Genomic DNA, 16,857 nt, shown 5'->3' on the forward strand with positions numbered 1-16,857 from the left:
GGCGCGGTCTCAGGCATTGCCTGAGACCTGCTTCGCCGGTTCCGCATTTTCGGGGCGCGAACATTGCCGGATCATGCCCGCACACCAACCCGAGGAGACCCGTCATGCATGTCGAACCGTCATGGGGCGTGGCGTTCAAGATCGCGCTGCACCTGTTCTTTCTGTGCGTCGGCATCGCGCTCGCCTGTTCCGACCTGGTCGAATGGCTGAGGTGACACCGGAATTTTTTGCGCAAATTCTGTCGCCAGGCGTCAAGTTTTTCCCGATTTGACCGTATTACCGATATCGAGTCTGCGCCGTCGCTCGCTCCGTGATCGTTTGTCATCATTGTTTGCAACCGGTTACACGTCGGCCGCGCCGTTTTTGAGATGCTTGAAAGATTGTCAAATCGGAGTCGTGTCGACCATGAAACAGCGCGAGATCAACGTCAGGGCGGCATGGCTGTCGGGCCTGGGCGCCGTCTTCGTCATGGCCGGCTGCGCCAGCACGCCGTCGGTCCCGCCGAGCGATACGCTCGCGGGCGCGTCGGCGCAGAATGCGGCCCAGGCCGAGAGCGCCGCCGCGTCCGCGCCGCCGCCAGCCCCGATCCTGGTCGCGCATCGCTATATCATCAAACGCGGCGACACGCTGTCGCGCATCGCGTCGGCGAACGGCTGCAGCGTGGCGGACCTGCGCACCTGGAACAGGCTCGGCGCGCACAGCCGGCTGCGCGCCGGGCAGGCGCTGCGCATCGTGAAGCGGGAAACGCCGCAGGCGCCGGCCGCGGCGGCGCCGCAGGCGGCTGCGCCCGGCGCCGCGAGCGGGGCGGCGTCGAGCCCGCCGGCCGCGCTGTCGACGAATGATCGCCAGGTCGTCAAGGAAACGAAACGGCATGCAAGCGGCGTCGCGCTGTCGTGGCCCGCGCACGGCAGCGTCATCGAATCGTTCAGGCCCGGTCAGAACCGCGGGATCCAGATCGCCGGCCAGGCCGGCGACCCGGTGCGCGCGGCGGCCGCCGGCCGCGTGATGTATGCCGGCGTCGGCCTGAACGGCTACGGCAGCCTGATCATCGTCCAGCACAACGCGGACTTCCTGACCGCCTACGCGCACAACCGCAAGCTGCTCGTGAAGACGGGCGACGTCGTTCGCCAGGGCGACGAGATTGCCGAGATGGGCGATCTCGACAATTCGCGCGTCGCGCTGCTGTTCGAGGTGCGGCGCGACGGCAAGCCGGTTAACCCGCTGCCGTACCTGCCGTCGACGCAAGGCTGAGCGCGGCAGCACGGCTGCCGCTGGAATACGCGCGCGGTCGCTGCTACGCTTGTCGCCAGCGCACGAGCACAAGCGCGCCCGGCCGTTCGCGCAAGTGTGAATGCTCGCCCCGACAGGCAGCCACCGATAAGCAGTCGACCCGTCATCCATGGATCACTCTCCGTCACGCCGCTCGCTGCTGCTTGCCGCCGTCGCCGCGCCGTTCGTCGGCGCGTGCGCGCCAGCCCCCGTCGCCGATCATGAGCGCCTGCGTGCCGCACAGGCGCAGCTCGACGCGCTCGAACAAGCGTCGAACGGCCGGCTCGGCGTTGCCGCGCTGGACACCGCGACCGGCGCGCGGATCGCGCACCGGTCGCGCGAACGCTTCCCGCTCTGCGGCACATTCGCGGTCGTTGCCGCCGCCGCGCTGCTCGCGCGCAGCGCACTCGACGCATCGCTGCTGCCGCGTCGCATCCTGTATCGGCGTTACGAGCTCGTGCCCGGCTCGCCTGTCACGGAGCGACATGCGGATACCGGCATGACGATCGGGCAGCTGTGCGAAGCGATGCTGCATTCCGGCGACAAGTCCGCGGCGAACCTGCTGATGAGCGTGCTCGGCGGTCCGCAGACCGTCACCGGGTTCGCGCACGCCAGCGGCGACACGCTGTTCCGCCTCGACCGCTGGGAGCCCGAGCTGAACACGGCGCAGCCCGACGACGAGCGCGACACGTCGACGCCGCTGGCGATGGCCGAGACGATGCGCCGGCTGCTGCTGGGCGATACGCTCGGCGCACCGGAGCGCGCGCAACTGACGAAGTGGCTGCTCGGCAGTGCGAACGGCGGCGCGGGCATCCGCACGGGCGTGCCGTCCGACTGGCGCGTCGCGGGCAAGGCCGGGACGGGCCGCTACGGGACGACGACCGATGTCGCCGTGCTCTGGCCGCCGTCGCATGCGCCGCTCGTCATCGCGGTATCGTTTACGCAGCCGGGCGCCGATGCGCCGCCGCGCGCGGACGTCGTCGCCGAGGCGGCGCGCATCGCGGCCGCCGCGCTTGCCGCCGCGTGATTGCGCTGCGTCGATTCACCGATATCTGACGGCCCGGGGCGCCGCCTCGCGCGAAACCGGCGTTTCGCTTATCGTGTCGGTCTGCGCGCGCCGAAGGCAGCGCGCATTCCGCCCGTTCACTTCGCCTCGCCATGCGCCGACTTCCGCCTTTGCACGCGCTGCAGATCTTCTCGACCGTCGCTCGTCACCGCAGCTTCACGCGCGCGGCCGAGCAGCTGTGCATCACGCAGGGCGCGGTGAGCCGGCAGATCCAGACGCTCGAGGCGCATTACGGCTTTCCGCTGTTCAAGCGGCATGCGAAGGGCTTGACGCTGACGGCGGAAGGCGAGCAGCTGCTGCCGGTCGTCAACGAGAGCTTCGCGCGGATCGAGGACATCTCGATGAAGCTCACGCGGCAGCGCACCGATCTCGCGCTGAAGGTGCCGACCTGCGTGATGCGCTGGATGCTGCCGCGGATCATGCGTTTCCAGGGCGAGCACCCCGATCTGCACGTGCAGATCACGACCGCGTGGCAGCATGACGTCGACTTTGCGACCGAGCCGTTCGATGCGGCGATCGTCTACGGCACGTCGCCGGGCGCCGACGTCTGCGCGTTGCCGCTGTTCGACGAGCGGCTCACGCCCGTCTGCGCGCCCGAACTGCGGCAAACGACGCCGCTCGCCGAGATCGGCGATCTCGCGCGCCATACGCTGCTGCACCCGACGCGCGACCATCGCGACTGGCGCGCGTGGCTCGACCACGCCGGCGTGCGCACGGTCGATGCCGATCGCGGGCCGAGCTTCGACACGCTCGATCTCGCGACGAACGCGGCGATGGAGGGCTTCGGCGTCGCGATCGGCGACGTGACGCTCGTCGACGACGACGTCAGCGCACGCCGGCTCGAGCGGCCGTTCGACATCGTGCTCGAAACCGGCGCGCGTTACTTCTTCGTCTATCCCGAGAGCGCCGGCAGCCAGCAGAAGATCCGCGCGTTCAGCGACTGGATCGCGCGCCATCGCGACTGACGCGCGACCGCGCCAAAGGCGCGCGGAACCCGCTGCGCGCCACGCAGGCGGTCGGCGTTACTGGTATGTCACGACGGCGATCATCGGTGCATGATCGTTGCCCGGACGGTTAGGTAAAACGATTGCGCGTGAAGCCTGAGTAAAGGTCGTGGTCTTGACCGCCTGCGAGCTCGCCGCGTCGACGAACGCGATCTGCCCGGTCGCGGGACGCGGGCAGTCGGCGCGCACGCGCGCGGGCGCGGCGTCGGGCGTATCGAGCACGAACGAGCAGGGCGGCTCGACGATCATGCCGCTGAAGTGAATGACGCCGGACATCCCGCCGGCAAAGGAAGGGGACGAGGCCAGAAGCGGGGCAGCCAACAGCAGCGAGGCGGCAATCAAGCGGGGCTTCATGACAGGCTCCAGGGTAGAAGCGCGTCGCAGCGAGGCCGCTCGAGTGGCAGACCGTCAACGCTGCGAAGCTAAGTGCGTAAACGGCAAGTTCATCGAACCTCTTGAGTCGAAAAATCGCAAATAGAGGGAATAAGCAAATAACGTGAATCCGTACGATTGAATATATGCGGGAACTGAGTTAGCGCAAGTCAGGGTAATACCGGGCGCATTACGATCGTTGGTTGGGCAAAGTCCCGGCATGGCGCTTCGCATTGCTGCACCCCGAATGCAAAACGGCCGCTCGAAACGAGCGGCCGTTCGGCGACGCGACGTGGGCGTGCGTTCAGCCGGCGCGCTTGCGGACCGCGCCGACGATCACCAGCAGCACGATCGCGCCGATGATCGACGCGATCCAGCCGGCGCCTTGCCCGGGCGCATACCAGCCGGCGAGGTGGCCGACGTAGCCGGCGATCAGCGAGCCGACGATGCCGACGACGGTCGTCATCACGACGCCCATCCTGTCGTCGCCCGGCTTGAGCGCGCGGGCGAGCAGGCCGATGATGAACCCGACCACCAGGGTTTCGACGAATTGCAGCATGCGTACCTCCGGATCTGTGCATTGACGAATGCGGGATGGACCCGCGCAGCCCGCAGGGGTTCCCGCGCGGACATGTCGCGCCGGTGTTACGCGGCGCTCGCGTCGATTGCCGGATCGATCCGGCGATAGCCCTCGGTCGCTTGCAGCAGCGTGCGCGTGTAGTCGCACGTGACCTGCCCGGCGCGCACGTGCTCGATCGACAACTGCTCGACGATCTCGCCGTGCTGCATCACCGCGACGCGCTGGCACAGGAAGCCGACCACCGCGAGGTTGTGGCTGACGAGGATCATCGTGAGGCGCCGCTCGCGATGCAGGCGGCGCAGCAGGTTCAGGATCTCGGCCTGCACCGACACGTCGAGCGCGGACGTCGGCTCGTCGAGCAGCAGCACGCGCGGCTCGACGATCAGCGCGCGGGCGATCGCGACGCGCTGCCGCTGGCCGCCCGACAGCTGATGCGGGTAGCGGAAGCGGAATCCGGGCCCGAGCCCGACTTCGGCGAGCGCGCGCGCGATCCGTGCATCGGCGTCGCCGATGCCGGGGCGGCCCATGCCGTGGATCGACAGCGGCTCGCGCAGCGTCTGGTCGACCGTGAAGCGCGGGTGCAGCGACGCGTACGGGTCCTGGAACACCATCTGCACCTGGCGGCGGAACGCGCGGTCGAGCTTGCCGCCGACCGGCCGGCCGTCGATCGACAGGCTGCCGGACGCCACCGGCACGAGGCCCGTCAGCGCACGCAGCAGCGTCGACTTGCCGGAGCCGGACTCGCCGACGAGCCCGAACACCTCGCCTTCGCGCACCGCGAAGCTCGCGTCGCGCACGGCGTCGACGTGACCCGTGCGGGTCGGGAAGCGGATCGATGCGTGGTCGACGTCGATCATCGGGCAGCCTCAATGAGCCAGGCCGGGTCGCGCTGCAGCACCGGCAGTTCGTCGGGCGGGTTCGCGAGCGGCGGGGTCGCCGCGAGCAGCCCGCGCGTGTACGGATGCGTCGCGTGGCGCAGGTCGCGCGCCGCGCAGGTCTCGACGACGCGCCCCGCGTACATCACCGCGACGCGGTCGCAGAACGACATCACGAGCGGCAGGTCGTGGCTGATGAACATCAGGCCGGTGCCGTGCCGCGCGATCATCGCGTCGAGCACCGCAAGCACCTGCATCGACACCGCGACGTCGAGCGCCGAGGTCGGCTCGTCGGCGATCAGGAGGCGCGGGCCGGTCGACACCATCATCGCGATCATCACGCGCTGCCCCATGCCGCCCGACAGCTCGTGCGGATACGCATCGGCCACGCGCGCCGGGTCGCGGATCTGCACGGCAGCGAGCGCATCGACGATCCGCTCGCGCAACGCGCGGCCGCGCAGCCCCGGCTCGTGCAGCCGGAACGCCTCGCCCATCTGCTTCGCGACCGTCATCACCGGGTTCAGCGAATACTTCGGATCCTGAAGGATCATCCCCATCTGGCTGCCGCACAGCCGCCGGCGTTCGCGCGGCGCCATCGCGAGCAGGTCGTGGCCCGCGAAGCGCAGCGTGCGCGCCGACCAGCGCGCGGCTTCGGGCAGCAGGCCGAGCAGCGCGCGGCCCGTCAGCGACTTGCCGGAACCCGATTCGCCGACGATGCCGAGCCGCTCGCCCGGCGCGAGCGTCAGCGACAGGTCGCGCACGGCGTCGGTGACGGCGCCGTCGTGGCCGCGAAAGCCAATCCGCAGCCCGTCGATTTCGCACAGCGGCGTGGAGTCGATGTTCGTCGTCATGTCACGCTCCATGTCGTGGATCGAAGACGTCGCGCAGCCCGTCGCCGAGCAGGTTGAACGCGAGGCTGACGAGCAGGATCGCCGTGCCGGGTAGCGTCGCGACCCACCATGCGTCGAGCAGCACGTTGCGCCCCGACGCGACCATGAAGCCCCATTCGGGGCTCGGCGGCTGCGCGCCGAGGCCGAGGAAGCCGAGGCCCGCGACGGTCAGGATGATGCCGGCCATGTCGAGCGTCGCGCGCACGATCACCGACGACATGCACAGCGGCACGATGTAGCGCAGCAGGATGCGCGGGCCGGACGCGCCCTGCAGCCGCGCGGCATGGATGTAGTCGGCCTGCGCGATGCGGATCGTCTCGGCGCGCGCGAGCCGCGCATACGCGGGCCACGCGGTGATCGAGATCGCGACGACCGCGTTGATCACGCCGGGCCCGAGCGCGGCCGCGAACGCGAGCGCGAGCACGATCTTCGGGAACGCGAGCGCGACGTCGGTGATGCGCATCAGCACGCTGTCGACGAACCCGCCGCAGTAGCCGGCCGTGGTGCCGATCGCGAGGCCGATCGGCACGACGATCGTGACGACGAGCAGCGCGATGCCGAGCGTCAGGCGCGACCCGCCGATCAGCCGCGAAAGGATGTCGCGGCCGAGCTGGTCGGTGCCGAGCCAGTGCGACGGCGAGCCGGGCGGCAGCAGCCGGTCGGCGAGCACCTGGCGCAGCGGGTCGTGCGGCGTGATCAGTGGAGCGACGATCGCGACGGCGAGCAGCGCGACGAGGATCGCGAGCCCGAACAGGTTGAGCGGATTCGCGGCGAAGCGGCGCCAGCGGCGGTACGCGAGGCCGAGCGCGGCCTGGGAGCGCGAGACCGGCGCGTCGGAGAGCAGCCACGCCCGCAGCGTGACGCGTGCGGCGTTCATCGGCGGCCTCCGGTCGGGGCGGATCGAGTGAGGCGCAGCGTGAGAACAACGAGCAGTGAAGCGGTCATGAGGTAACGGTCCTCAACGCGCGCGCGGATCGAACACGCGATACAGCGCGTCGGTCAGCAGGTTGACGGTGATGAACATCGCGCCGATCACGAGCGTCGCGCCGAGCACGGCGTTCATGTCGGCGTTGAGCAGCGCGCCCGTCAGGTACGAGCCGAGCCCCGGCCACGCGAACACGATCTCGGTCAGCACCGAGCCTTCGAGCAGGTTGCTGTAGGTGAGCGCGATCACGGTCAGGAGCGGCACCGCGATGTTGCCGAACGCGTGGCGCCAGATCACGCGGGCTTCCGAGAGCCCCTTCGCGCGCGCGGTGACGATGTATTCCTGGCCGAGCTGGTCGAGCATGAACGAGCGCGTCATCCGGCTCAGGTAGGCGACCGAGTAGTAGCCGAGGATCGCCGCCGGCAGCGCGATGTGCGACAGCGCATTGCGGAACACGTCCCATTCGCCGGCGAGCGCCGCATCGATCAGCAGGCTGCCGGTGCGCGTGTCGACCATCCCGTCGAACACCGGGTCGAGCCGGCCGGGCCCCGCGACCCAGTGCAGCCGCGCATAGAACAGCAGCAGGCCCATCAGGCCGAGCCAGAACACGGGCACCGAGCTGCCGATCAGCCCGACGAAGCGCGCGACATGATCGATCGGCCGGTTGTGCTTCACCGCGGCCGCGACGCCGAGCGGCACGCCGATCGCGATGCCGATCAGCGTCGCGAGCGTCGCGAGCTCGAGCGTGGCCGGAAACACGCGCTTGATGTCGTCGAGCACGGGGTTCGCCGTCAGCAGCGACATGCCGAGATTGCCGTGCAGCACGTCGCGCGCGTAGATCAGGAATTGCGTCGCGAGCGGCTTGTCGAGCCCGAGCGCGATGCGTTCGGCCGCATACGCTTCGGCCGACGCGCGGTCGCCGAGGATCGCGAGCACGGGGTCGATCGGCACCTTGCGGCCGATCACGAAGGTCAGCGCGAGCAGCCCCGCGAACGTGACGGCGAGCGTGAGCGCCCAGCGCAGCACGCGCAGCGCCCAGCGCACGCCGGGGTGCCGTGCGGGGAGCGTGCGGAGGGTTTCCAGGGAGGAGGCGGGGGTCGACATGGGGTGAATCTTATCGCTTCTTCATGAAGCGGCGCCACACGGCATCCACATATTCGAAGCCCGCTGGCGCCCGCAATGCAACCCGCATTCGAACCGGATCAGCCGATGCCGCCCGAAGCGGAAAACGAAATCGGCACGAAAAAAGATCATCTTGCTCGCGTCGGCACGATGATCGAATGTGCTGAAGCCGGCGTATCCATTCGAACGTTGATGTTGCGCGCTCCGGGAAATCAAATGTTCACTTTGGTTAACGATTTTGCTAAGGAATACAGATGCATTGCGTCGGAAATTGATTTTTCACGTTGCTGCCACTGAGCTACTGCGCTAAAAGTTGCTGGTACAACGGTATTGCATCGTTTCGTTCAACAGGATGGGGATGACGCATGAATGCTGTGACGAAGACCCTTGTGGATGCACTGCGCCATCCGAGCGCGCGCCTTAGCCAGCATCTTGGAATATGGATCGGCACGCTCGACCTCGGGCTCGACGTGCTCGACTTCAGGGTGCGCGCGGGGTTCTGCAAGGACTACAAGGTTGATGTCACGGTCACTTCGCCGCATCTCGACATCGACGGCAAGCGGTGCGTCGGGCGGCGTGCGGGCCTGCAGATTGACGAGCGGGTGGCCGTCCCGTCCGTGAACTACATCGATCCCGTCGACCATGCCGCGGCCACCTTCAATGGCGTCGTCACGCGCTGGAAGCGTATCCGCACGAGCCGCGACGAGGCGGCTTACCAGTTGCGCATCGAGCCCAGGTTTGCCGCTCTGCTCAAGCGCATGCATGGCTCGCGGGTATTTCGCGACAAGAGCCTGCAGGAGATCATCACCGAACTGGTCGTCGATCGGCAGAACTTCGACGCGTTCGATATCGAATTCAACCTGGAAGGGGCGCAGGAGAAGCTCGAGCAGGTGGTCATGTACGAAGAGTCCGTCTGGAACTTCATCGCACGTCATTGCCGCCGCAAAGGCATTTTCTGGTTCTACAAACAGGGGCGCGGCAAGCAGGGTCAGCTCGACACCGTTGTATTTGCGGACAATCCGCGCGCCTATGTGCGTTCGATCGAAGTGCCGCTGATGCCGGATTCCGGCCTCACGGGCAACTGGCACGAGGCGGCGCTTTCGCTGAATGGCGAACGCACGCTGGTGCCCGCCACGATCGAGGTATGGGAGCGCAACTATCGTACGCCGGACGATCCGCTGCGAGCGACGGTGACCGTCTCCGGCGAGGATGGCGACCGCTCGGTGTTCGGCCGGATCAACCGTAGCGCGGAATTCCACCTGACGCAGCAGGCGGGCGAGGCGTTGGCGCAGATGCGGCGCGACGAGCAGATCGCCCGTCAGGTTACCCTGTCCGGCACCAGCAACGTGAAGGGCCTCATGCCGGGTGTGGTGGTGAAACTCGGCAACACGAAGATGCCCGGCGCCGAGTACGGGTTCGTGATCACGTCGATGGAGATGAAGGGTAGCCGTACCAAGCCGGCGCACAACAGCTTCAAGGCGATGCCCAGCCATCTCGCTTACCGGCCGAAATTCGACTACGAAAAGCATTGGCGATTTCTGGAAGGGCCCGTCGCCGGCGTTGTAACGACGTTTGACAGCGCGCCCTATGCGTGTCTCGACGAGCACGGGCGCTATCCCGTCCTACCCAAGTTCCTGCAGGGATCGGACAGCGCCGACAAGCAATTGCTGAATCTGCGCCTTGTGCGTCCGTCATCGTCGTATCAGGGCGGCTTCCATTCGCCGTTGCTGCCGCAGACGGAGGTACTGCTGCAGGGGGAACACAACGACGTCGATCGTTTGCATATATCGGGCGCACTGCACGACTATTCGCACCCGGACCTGGTGCATGGCGCGCAGGCGATGTTCAGCTACGCAATCTGGCGCTCGCCGCTGCGCGGCGCGGAGATCGTGTTCAACGACCTGCGAGAGAAGGAAAGCGCGCGCATCGCCACGGTCTATGGCCAGTCGGCGATGAATCTGGGCTATCTGCTCGACAGCAAGAAATTGAAGCGCGGAGAGGGGATCGACATCACGACTCGCGCGTGGGGCACGATGCGCGCGGAGAAGGGGCTGTATTTTTCCGCGGACTCGGCGGGTAGCGCCGACACGCCACACCTCGAGATGCCCGTGGCCATCCATCTGCTGAAGGCAGCGCTGCAGCGCGTAACGGAACTGGCCGATGCCACGCGGCAGGCGAAGGCCGAACCGGCCGACCGGGCCGTGCAGGCGGCGCTGCTGGACGGATTGAACCAGCTTCGTGACGCGGGGCTGCTCGCGAGCGCTCCAGGCGGCATGGCGTTCGTGACGCCGAAATCGGCCCAGCACTCGGCGGGCGAGAACGTGATCGTCACGGCGGGCAATCACATGGACGTCAGCATTACCAAGCGGCTGCGGATGATGGCGGGCGAATTGATCTCGCTGTGTGCGCACAAGCTAGGCATCAATCTGACCGCCGCGAAGGGGAAACTGACGGCTGCGGCACTGACGGACGGGATGGACCTGTTCGCGCAGAAACAGTTGCGTGTCGCGAGCGAGAGCGCGGACGTCCAGCTGGCGGCGAAGTCGAAAATCACGCTCAACAGCGGCGGGGCGTCGCTGGTCATCGAAAACGGGAACATGACGTTCCACTGCCCCGGCGCATTCGTTATCAAGGCGGCGTCGTTCACTTTCGAAGGGCCCGACAACGTTGCCGTGCCGTTGCCGGTCCTGCCGAAAAGTGGTCTGAAAATTTCCGACCAGTACGCGTCGTCTCATTGAAGCCATGATCATCAGCCCTCCCTTTTTGCCCGCATCCGGCCTGACGTCCAACGATGCGTCGAGACCGGATCCCATGATGGACGCCGTCGATAAGTTAGAGATCGGTCATCACGGGGTCTACCCGATCGCTTTCGATCGGCGTTTTCACGGTGGCATTCATTTGGCGCCGAACGAGCAGCACGAACCCGTGCGCGCGATTGCCGACGGTGACGTGGTGGCCTATCGGGTCTGCAAGGACGCCCTGTCCGATGGCAGGATCGATTCGACGACCGGGCAGCCGGAACTGAACTCGAATGCCGGCTTCGTCCTGCTCAGGCACACGACCGACACGGGTGACGGGCGCACGATCACGTATTACTCGCTCTACATGCACCTGCTGGACATGACCGAGCAGGAAGATATCGCGCCCCAACCGAACGATCCCGCAGTGACCGGATCAGCGAACGCCCTGCCAAAATGGCTGCTCGATACGGCAGAGGGCAAGGATGGCGTGGTTCAGTCGGGCGGCACGACGAAGGTGTATCGCAAGGACATGCTTGGTTATGTCGGCCGGCATCAGGGCGTCCGGCATCTGCACTTTGAAATTTTCATGGCAGACGATGATTTCACGGCCTGGTTCGAGCAGGACGGCCACAAGGTTCAGCTAGGTGAAAAGAACCCCGTTCAGCCTACGTCGGGCGACTATTGGGGGCATACGTATTTTGTCGTTCCCGGCCCGAAGGATTTCGTGCCTCAGCCGGCGGGTATGAGTGACGCCTGGTTTCCTCGAGTGCCGGGCGGTTCAATTGGTGAAAGCGACACGCTCTATGTCGAAGCCTGGTTCAACAAGGGGCGGCGCTATACGCAGGCATGGATTGACCGCGGCAACAGTGGCAGCGTTACCTTGCTCACGCCTGACCCGGTCGCTGACCCGTACGACAACGACACGAAGCAATACGAGTACGACCTGTATGACCGCTCGGTAGACCTTTATTCAGCCTGTCCGAGCGATGGCTTTGAGATGCTGCGATATGGGCGCATTCTCTCGGATCATCCGGTCCTGTCGGGCGCAGCCTGTGACACCTGGGTCGCGGTGCCGGTCGACGAGAGTGGAAATCAGGGCTATGTCAACGTCGCCTCAGACGCGATTATCAAGCTATCTGATGCAGATTTTCCGTTCTTCAAGGATTGGCAAAAGGTCGATGAGGACAATACGCCATTCAATCACGATGGACTCTGCGGCTACGATGAGCTTTGTCGTCTGACTGGCGTCGCGGATCCGCAAGCCATGTCGGGCATGATCTCGCCGCTCGAATACGACAGGAACAACGACGATAGTGCCAACCTGCAACTTGCAGGCTACGTGCGGAACGCAGAGGGCGCGCGCGAAAAGCTTAGGGGATTGGTGTGCGAGGCGCGCAGTGAGTGGGACCCGTCCGACAACGATGAGCGGTATCAGGGATTGAACGACCCGGATGGCTTTTTCGGCAAACAGAAAGATACCAACCCGGACGGGTACGCCAAGTTCATTGAATTCTTGAGTAAATTCCAATTTTTGGACAAGACGACGCTCGCCGGGCAGAAGCTCTGGTTTTTTCATCCTTTGGCGTTTATACGGAATTTCAGAAAATGCGCTTGGTTGAGTAAGCAGGAAATTCTTCAGCTCATTCCGGAATTCATTATTAGAAAACCCGGTTCGCACAATTCAAACAATCATGGTATATGGGAGCCGCCAAAACTACGCTTTGCCGAACCTTTGGTAGAAAAATACGGGAGGGATTTCAACAACTCGATGAGAAAGTTCAAAATTGATACCCCTCTTCGGCAGGCATGTTTTATTGCAAATGCCACGCAGGAAACAAGCTGGTTTAAATATCTCACGGAGGGCAATCGCGCCGATTATGCGATCGATTTGCATAACGGTTGGTTTGGGCGGGGATTTTTGCAGCTAACAAATGCCCGTGGAGACATGGGGGGTGGTAATAACAACTATTATAAATATTTTAGATTCTATGGCCGCAATCCGAGCATGCCGCCGGGCGCTCAGGAACTACGTTGGCGCAACGAAATCGGACGAGATGTTTTTCATGCGAGTCATAGTGCAGGTGCCTATTGGGTTTGGTCTGGAAAATCGATGCCATCAGAGACCTATCCGCTTCGTCCAAAGGTGGATAGTGCCAATAAATATGCGGATATTGCTGGTATAAACGAAAGAAGAGTAATTCGCACAAATGCCGGAGTTAAGGTGTGGTATTACAATCAATCTTTTGCAAATTGCGCTGCGTCGGTAAATTACCCTGGTTCTACCGGACAGAGCCCACCAAACATGAATGGTCTAGTGGATCGATCAACGTCATTCACGAATGCGTTGATTGTGCTAGCCGATGTTCATTTTTTTGAGGGCGAGAATCGGGAGAATATGACGTGGCCGGAGAATTTCTCGCGAAGGGAGGTGCTGTGAGAAATTTCGCATTAGTGGTTATCTTGTTTGCTTCATCTATTTTTCGAGCAGATGCTGAGTCGATAAGCTCAGATTCAGGTGATTTTAATAAGAATGTTTTGTTGTTGTCGAGCCAGTGCGGTTACGAGATAGGTGGAAGTGTCTTTAGGGAGGTTTCGAAATCGGTGTCGAAGATAAGCGATCAAATAATCTTGCTTGATTTTTACGTTTCGATGGCGCTTGAAGATGGGCTGATTCAAGGAAAACTTTCGTTCGGATGCTTTACGGTTGGATCTGGTGCTTTTAAACAGGAGGGTGCGAGAAGACTGACTGCGAGTGAAGAAATTGCTCGGGCAGATTCAGGGGGGCGGTACTCGCGTAACGTTGTCTGGCAGCGAAAATATGAGGGCAATGGTTGGAATGGAACTATCGCATACGTAAACTCAGTGTTCGGTGATCAGGAAAATTTGAGTATTCCAGATTATTTTCTGATATGCCCGGATAAAGGGAAATTGGCATGTTTTTCATTTGATGTCTTGGGGGTGAGGCTCGATAGGAGAGAGATCGATAAAATTCCAGCATTACTTGGTGGAATTGGTGCTGTGGAATAGTGCTGGAAGGTAGCTATGAAAAAGGTTTTCATTTTTTATGTCTTGCTTCTATTCTCCGGGGTCGCATGTGCTTGCGGGTCGGACGCTCAACGCGAGAGCATGGCTAAGAGGTTGTATGCAGATATCGGTATGCGGAAATTTGTCTGCGGAAGAGACTCCTGCTCAATGCAAGATTTCGAAGAGGGATTGCAGTTTAATCAGTATGATGAGTCGTTTCGCGGGAGGGATTTATTGGTGTGTTTGGTTGAATCCATCTTAAATTCTGCCAATTCATATGCTGGAGTATTTGTGGAGAAGGCGAGCGAGTTCGAATTTAAATTCATCTCATATGGAACTGGTGTAAAGGCTGGGGTTGGTAAAAATGGCGCCCTGATGATTTTGGAATACAGTGTTAGTGATCATGGTAATTGTGATTATTCTATGAATAAATATTTGTGGAATGGGGTGGATTTTGTTTTTATTGGGAGTGTTTCGCTGCGCAATTAATGTATTCCATATTTTGGCGGATGAATCTACTTGTATTTCGTGAATTGCGATAATTTGTATTTTGAGTGAATTTTAGATTAAATTGATTTTTTAATTGGTGATCTGTGGGGGCAATTGATGCATCGTGGTGGTGTTTATTTCTATTTTGAACTCTGCGGAATTTTTCAACGGCTTGTCCAGTGCGGTTGTGTCCGGCGATCGCGTATACGTTACTACTCCAACTGGGAAATGACAGGTAATGCCTGCGTATGACATTGCGTCGCCGGTTGATGTAAGGTTTGTTGATCTTGCCTTCAATGAATATGCTGATCTGTTGAAGATTCGAGATAGGGGAGCTAGTCAAGGGTTTTGCGATGTATATCTCTACTCGAGGGATGGAGGTGCTTATATTTATAGCAGGCGTCTTAGTGGTAAGCCTTGCTTAAGTGTTGGTGAGGAGAAAAGGGAGTTGGTTGAGCGTTGCTTTCATGAAAGTGCATGTGAGGATTGAGAGGGCGCTATTCTGTCTCCCCAAAGGGAGGTATTTCGCTAGTCGAGCGCAGAAGGACTTACTGTGATTCGATAAGTGATCAAGGATATGTCTATATCGATAATTTTCGGAATGGGAAGAGGATTTCTTTGGAAGTGTATCCTATTGAGGATGAGTCTGGAGATTAGTTTATGAAATCTTCAGTTTGTAAAGGCGATCAACTCGAAAGCGGTGGCGAAGTCACCGGCGATTCCCAATGGATCGAATTCATGGACGGACCACTCGCCCGCAAGGGTGTTAGGCAAGTTTTCATGCAATCATCTTTAACTCCGGTTTGCAGGACCCTGCTTGTACTTTGGTTTTGCTTCATCTCATTTCACTCCGCGTTATGCCTGGCCGAGGAAAACGCAGATGTCGAGCTCAGCTACTGGACCCGATCATTCAGCGGCACGATTGCCGGTAAACGCGTTAAGGCTGATCTGGAAGCCGTGGGAGGTCACGTCAGCGGTAGTTACTGCTACGAACCCTGCGGCAAAAGTGCCCTGCCCCGAATACAGCTTGAGGGCAAACAGCAGTTGGATCACGTGGAACTGTCGGAAACGACATACAACAAAAAATCGGAACAGATAGTCAGTGGCAAATGGGCGCTGGTCTTGCAGCGTACCAGCAGGCAAGGCACCTGGTCGTCGCCGGATGGCAAGAAAAGCTGGCCGATCGCGCTCACTGAAACAAACAGCGGAAAACATCCCTTTCCCTTTGAGATCCGCCTACTGGCCAGTGCTGAACCCACATACGGAGACGGCCGCTGTTCGAATCTTCCGCTAATCTCCGAAATCCGTCTCTACAAGAATAGCCGACTCGTTCAAACCCTGCCTACGGCCTCGCAGGGTATGTGCAGCATGTTCCTGCCGGAGATCGTCGATATCAATTTTGATGGGTACCCGGATCTGATGTTGGCGCAGACCCTGCCCGCCGGGCCGAACATTCCCTACGACTACTGGGTCTACGATCCGACCCAAGGAAAAATGGTCTCGGTTTCCGATGAGATGGCTCGCGTCACGTCGCCTGACTTCGATCCCGTGAACAAAATCATTTCCGTTTCATGGCGTGCCAGTTGCTGCGAACATGGGGTCACCACGTACCGGTGGAAGGGCAAGCATCTCGTCGAGATTGATACGGCGCCCAGCTATTTCCAGCCGGAAATAATTGATGGCAAGCTGGCAATCTGTTACATCACGCCGGCCTACCAGCGCAATGGCCGAATCGAATATCCGAATGCCGTTTATCAGCATGGCGCGACCCTGCGCACGACGCCGCTAAAGCCCTCGGACTGCAACGACGTGTTATCCCATGACCTATCAGGCCTTCAAGGGAGGGTTGAGATTCAAATCTGGAGCGGCAACTCGTCGCCGGCGAAGCTAGTCCGAACGGAGCGATTGCGCTGGAAGAAAACCCCAGTCGCGGGCGGCAAGACAATGTATTGCCCGGACATCCCCGTCTTCAATCATGGCGTAATCAAGCGGCACCTTTTGAAGGACTCGGATCAGTGCAGTGACACCCCTGTTGAATGAATATCGCATAACACTTCAGATGGGCAAATAGATTGCACAGGACAGAGCCTATCCAAGGGTGTGGAATGCAGGGCAATCGACGTGTCGTGACGACGGATGACACACGTGCGGTCTTTTTAAATAACACGGAAACGGCGGTCCCAAAATGCAATCTCCCATCCGAAAAGGCGACAAACTCGAAAACGGTGGCGAAGTCACCAGCGGCTCCCCTTGGACCGTATTCATGGACAGGCCACTTGCCCGCAAGGGCGACGACGCAATTTGCGACCAGCACGGGCCGACCACGATTGACGAAGGCTACGAGCGGTTTCCCGATCGCGACGGCAAGTTTGTCGCCATGCATCACCACCGCTGTGCCTGCGGGTGCCGGCTGATTTCGTCGCTACAGAACGTCAATATTGGCTGATGCCGGTCGACCTTTCTCCCGCCGGGCGCCCCAGCGCGTACCCCCGTCGAATGC

At 61.6% G+C, this 16,857-nt stretch carries 16 protein-coding genes; 10 read left to right on the plus strand and 6 right to left on the minus strand.

The features are described from left to right. The first annotated feature begins 405 nt into the window (after positions 1 to 405). From ACFIMZ_RS25160 to ACFIMZ_RS25170, 3 genes are all read left to right on the plus strand, one after another. Positions 406 to 1,251 carry a peptidoglycan DD-metalloendopeptidase family protein gene (locus tag ACFIMZ_RS25160; protein ID WP_431824995.1) on the plus strand — a complete coding sequence of 282 codons (846 nt, stop codon included), beginning with the start codon at positions 406 to 408 and terminating at the stop codon, positions 1,249 to 1,251. A 148-nt stretch (positions 1,252 to 1,399) separates the two neighbouring features. Beyond that, entirely contained in the window at positions 1,400 to 2,296 is an 897-nt protein-coding gene (bla, locus tag ACFIMZ_RS25165) for a class A beta-lactamase (protein WP_431824996.1), read from the plus strand. Between the two features lie 131 nt (positions 2,297 to 2,427). Continuing rightward, the gene (locus ACFIMZ_RS25170) at positions 2,428 to 3,300 is read left to right on the plus strand and encodes a LysR substrate-binding domain-containing protein (RefSeq protein ID WP_431824997.1); all 873 of its coding nucleotides are present in this window, start codon (positions 2,428 to 2,430) and stop codon (positions 3,298 to 3,300) included. Between the two features lie 57 nt (positions 3,301 to 3,357). Here ACFIMZ_RS25170 and ACFIMZ_RS25175 read toward each other — a convergent pair whose 3' ends face one another. From ACFIMZ_RS25175 to ACFIMZ_RS25200, 6 genes are all read right to left on the minus strand, one after another. Further along, positions 3,358 to 3,693, minus strand: coding sequence for a type 1 fimbrial protein (locus tag ACFIMZ_RS25175; RefSeq protein ID WP_431824998.1), 336 nt, complete (start codon positions 3,691 to 3,693; stop codon positions 3,358 to 3,360). 322 nt (positions 3,694 to 4,015) lie between these two features. After that, positions 4,016 to 4,270, minus strand: coding sequence for a GlsB/YeaQ/YmgE family stress response membrane protein (locus tag ACFIMZ_RS25180; RefSeq protein WP_431824999.1), 255 nt, complete (start codon positions 4,268 to 4,270; stop codon positions 4,016 to 4,018). An 86-nt stretch (positions 4,271 to 4,356) separates the two neighbouring features. Further along, positions 4,357 to 5,148 carry an ABC transporter ATP-binding protein gene (locus tag ACFIMZ_RS25185; protein WP_431825000.1) on the minus strand — a complete coding sequence of 264 codons (792 nt, stop codon included), beginning with the start codon at positions 5,146 to 5,148 and terminating at the stop codon, positions 4,357 to 4,359. Beyond that, positions 5,145 to 6,029: an ABC transporter ATP-binding protein gene (locus ACFIMZ_RS25190; protein WP_431825001.1), complete on the minus strand. Its 885-nt coding sequence runs from the start codon at positions 6,027 to 6,029 to the stop codon at positions 5,145 to 5,147. The genes ACFIMZ_RS25185 and ACFIMZ_RS25190 overlap by 4 nt, the downstream gene beginning before the upstream one ends. After that, positions 6,019 to 6,933: a nickel transporter permease gene (nikC, locus tag ACFIMZ_RS25195; protein ID WP_431825002.1), complete on the minus strand. Its 915-nt coding sequence runs from the start codon at positions 6,931 to 6,933 to the stop codon at positions 6,019 to 6,021. Before nikC ends, ACFIMZ_RS25190 begins: the two co-directional genes overlap by 11 nt. An 81-nt stretch (positions 6,934 to 7,014) precedes the next feature. Continuing rightward, positions 7,015 to 8,085, minus strand: a complete 1,071-nt coding sequence (locus ACFIMZ_RS25200; RefSeq protein ID WP_431825003.1) for an ABC transporter permease — start codon at positions 8,083 to 8,085, stop codon at positions 7,015 to 7,017. Between the two features lie 75 nt (positions 8,086 to 8,160). Here ACFIMZ_RS25200 and ACFIMZ_RS25205 point away from each other — a divergent pair, with 75 nt between their 5' ends. The 7 genes from ACFIMZ_RS25205 (at position 8,161) to ACFIMZ_RS25235 (ending at position 16,803) form a co-directional block, all read left to right on the plus strand. After that, entirely contained in the window at positions 8,161 to 8,400 is a 240-nt protein-coding gene (locus ACFIMZ_RS25205) for a hypothetical protein (RefSeq protein WP_431825004.1), read from the plus strand. A 68-nt stretch (positions 8,401 to 8,468) separates the two neighbouring features. Further along, complete coding sequence (locus ACFIMZ_RS25210) at positions 8,469 to 10,841, plus strand: type VI secretion system Vgr family protein (protein WP_431825005.1); 2,373 nt, start codon at positions 8,469 to 8,471, stop codon at positions 10,839 to 10,841. Positions 10,842 to 10,914: 73 nt separating this feature from the next. Continuing rightward, positions 10,915 to 13,281, plus strand: coding sequence for a hypothetical protein (locus ACFIMZ_RS25215; protein WP_431825006.1), 2,367 nt, complete (start codon positions 10,915 to 10,917; stop codon positions 13,279 to 13,281). Further along, positions 13,245 to 13,871: a hypothetical protein gene (locus ACFIMZ_RS25220; RefSeq protein WP_431825007.1), complete on the plus strand. Its 627-nt coding sequence runs from the start codon at positions 13,245 to 13,247 to the stop codon at positions 13,869 to 13,871. The genes ACFIMZ_RS25215 and ACFIMZ_RS25220 overlap by 37 nt, the downstream gene beginning before the upstream one ends. Positions 13,872 to 13,886: 15 nt before the next feature. Then, positions 13,887 to 14,357 (plus strand): hypothetical protein, encoded by a 471-nt coding sequence (locus tag ACFIMZ_RS25225; protein ID WP_431825008.1) that lies wholly within the window; start codon positions 13,887 to 13,889, stop codon positions 14,355 to 14,357. A 660-nt stretch (positions 14,358 to 15,017) separates the two neighbouring features. After that, complete coding sequence (locus ACFIMZ_RS25230) at positions 15,018 to 16,397, plus strand: XAC2610-related protein (protein ID WP_431825009.1); 1,380 nt, start codon at positions 15,018 to 15,020, stop codon at positions 16,395 to 16,397. 145 nt (positions 16,398 to 16,542) lie between these two features. Continuing rightward, a complete protein-coding gene (locus ACFIMZ_RS25235) occupies positions 16,543 to 16,803 on the plus strand; it encodes a PAAR domain-containing protein (RefSeq protein ID WP_431825010.1) in 261 nt (86 codons plus the stop codon). Positions 16,804 to 16,857 lie beyond the last annotated feature (54 nt).

The sequence above is a fragment of the Burkholderia sp. F1 genome, from assembly GCF_050813845.1.
Classification (GTDB): domain Bacteria; phylum Pseudomonadota; class Gammaproteobacteria; order Burkholderiales; family Burkholderiaceae; genus Burkholderia; species Burkholderia ubonensis.

Excerpts from the sequence above, each read along its gene's own strand:
- ACFIMZ_RS25225 (WP_431825008.1), top strand. The coding sequence starts at position 13,887 with ATGAAAAAGGTTTTCATTTTTTATGTCTTGCTTCTATTCTCCGGGGTC.
- ACFIMZ_RS25185 (WP_431825000.1), bottom strand. The coding sequence starts at position 5,148 with ATGATCGACGTCGACCACGCATCGATCCGCTTCCCGACCCGCACGGGT.
- nikC (WP_431825002.1), bottom strand. The coding sequence starts at position 6,933 with ATGAACGCCGCACGCGTCACGCTGCGGGCGTGGCTGCTCTCCGACGCG.
- ACFIMZ_RS25180 (WP_431824999.1), bottom strand. The coding sequence starts at position 4,270 with ATGCTGCAATTCGTCGAAACCCTGGTGGTCGGGTTCATCATCGGCCTG.
- ACFIMZ_RS25175 (WP_431824998.1), bottom strand. The coding sequence starts at position 3,693 with ATGAAGCCCCGCTTGATTGCCGCCTCGCTGCTGTTGGCTGCCCCGCTT.
- ACFIMZ_RS25190 (WP_431825001.1), bottom strand. The coding sequence starts at position 6,029 with ATGGAGCGTGACATGACGACGAACATCGACTCCACGCCGCTGTGCGAA.
- ACFIMZ_RS25210 (WP_431825005.1), top strand. The coding sequence starts at position 8,469 with ATGAATGCTGTGACGAAGACCCTTGTGGATGCACTGCGCCATCCGAGC.
- ACFIMZ_RS25230 (WP_431825009.1), top strand. The coding sequence starts at position 15,018 with ATGAAATCTTCAGTTTGTAAAGGCGATCAACTCGAAAGCGGTGGCGAA.
- ACFIMZ_RS25200 (WP_431825003.1), bottom strand. The coding sequence starts at position 8,085 with ATGTCGACCCCCGCCTCCTCCCTGGAAACCCTCCGCACGCTCCCCGCA.
- ACFIMZ_RS25215 (WP_431825006.1), top strand. The coding sequence starts at position 10,915 with ATGATGGACGCCGTCGATAAGTTAGAGATCGGTCATCACGGGGTCTAC.
- bla (WP_431824996.1), top strand. The coding sequence starts at position 1,400 with ATGGATCACTCTCCGTCACGCCGCTCGCTGCTGCTTGCCGCCGTCGCC.
- ACFIMZ_RS25235 (WP_431825010.1), top strand. The coding sequence starts at position 16,543 with ATGCAATCTCCCATCCGAAAAGGCGACAAACTCGAAAACGGTGGCGAA.
- ACFIMZ_RS25160 (WP_431824995.1), top strand. The coding sequence starts at position 406 with ATGAAACAGCGCGAGATCAACGTCAGGGCGGCATGGCTGTCGGGCCTG.
- ACFIMZ_RS25205 (WP_431825004.1), top strand. The coding sequence starts at position 8,161 with ATGCAACCCGCATTCGAACCGGATCAGCCGATGCCGCCCGAAGCGGAA.
- ACFIMZ_RS25170 (WP_431824997.1), top strand. The coding sequence starts at position 2,428 with ATGCGCCGACTTCCGCCTTTGCACGCGCTGCAGATCTTCTCGACCGTC.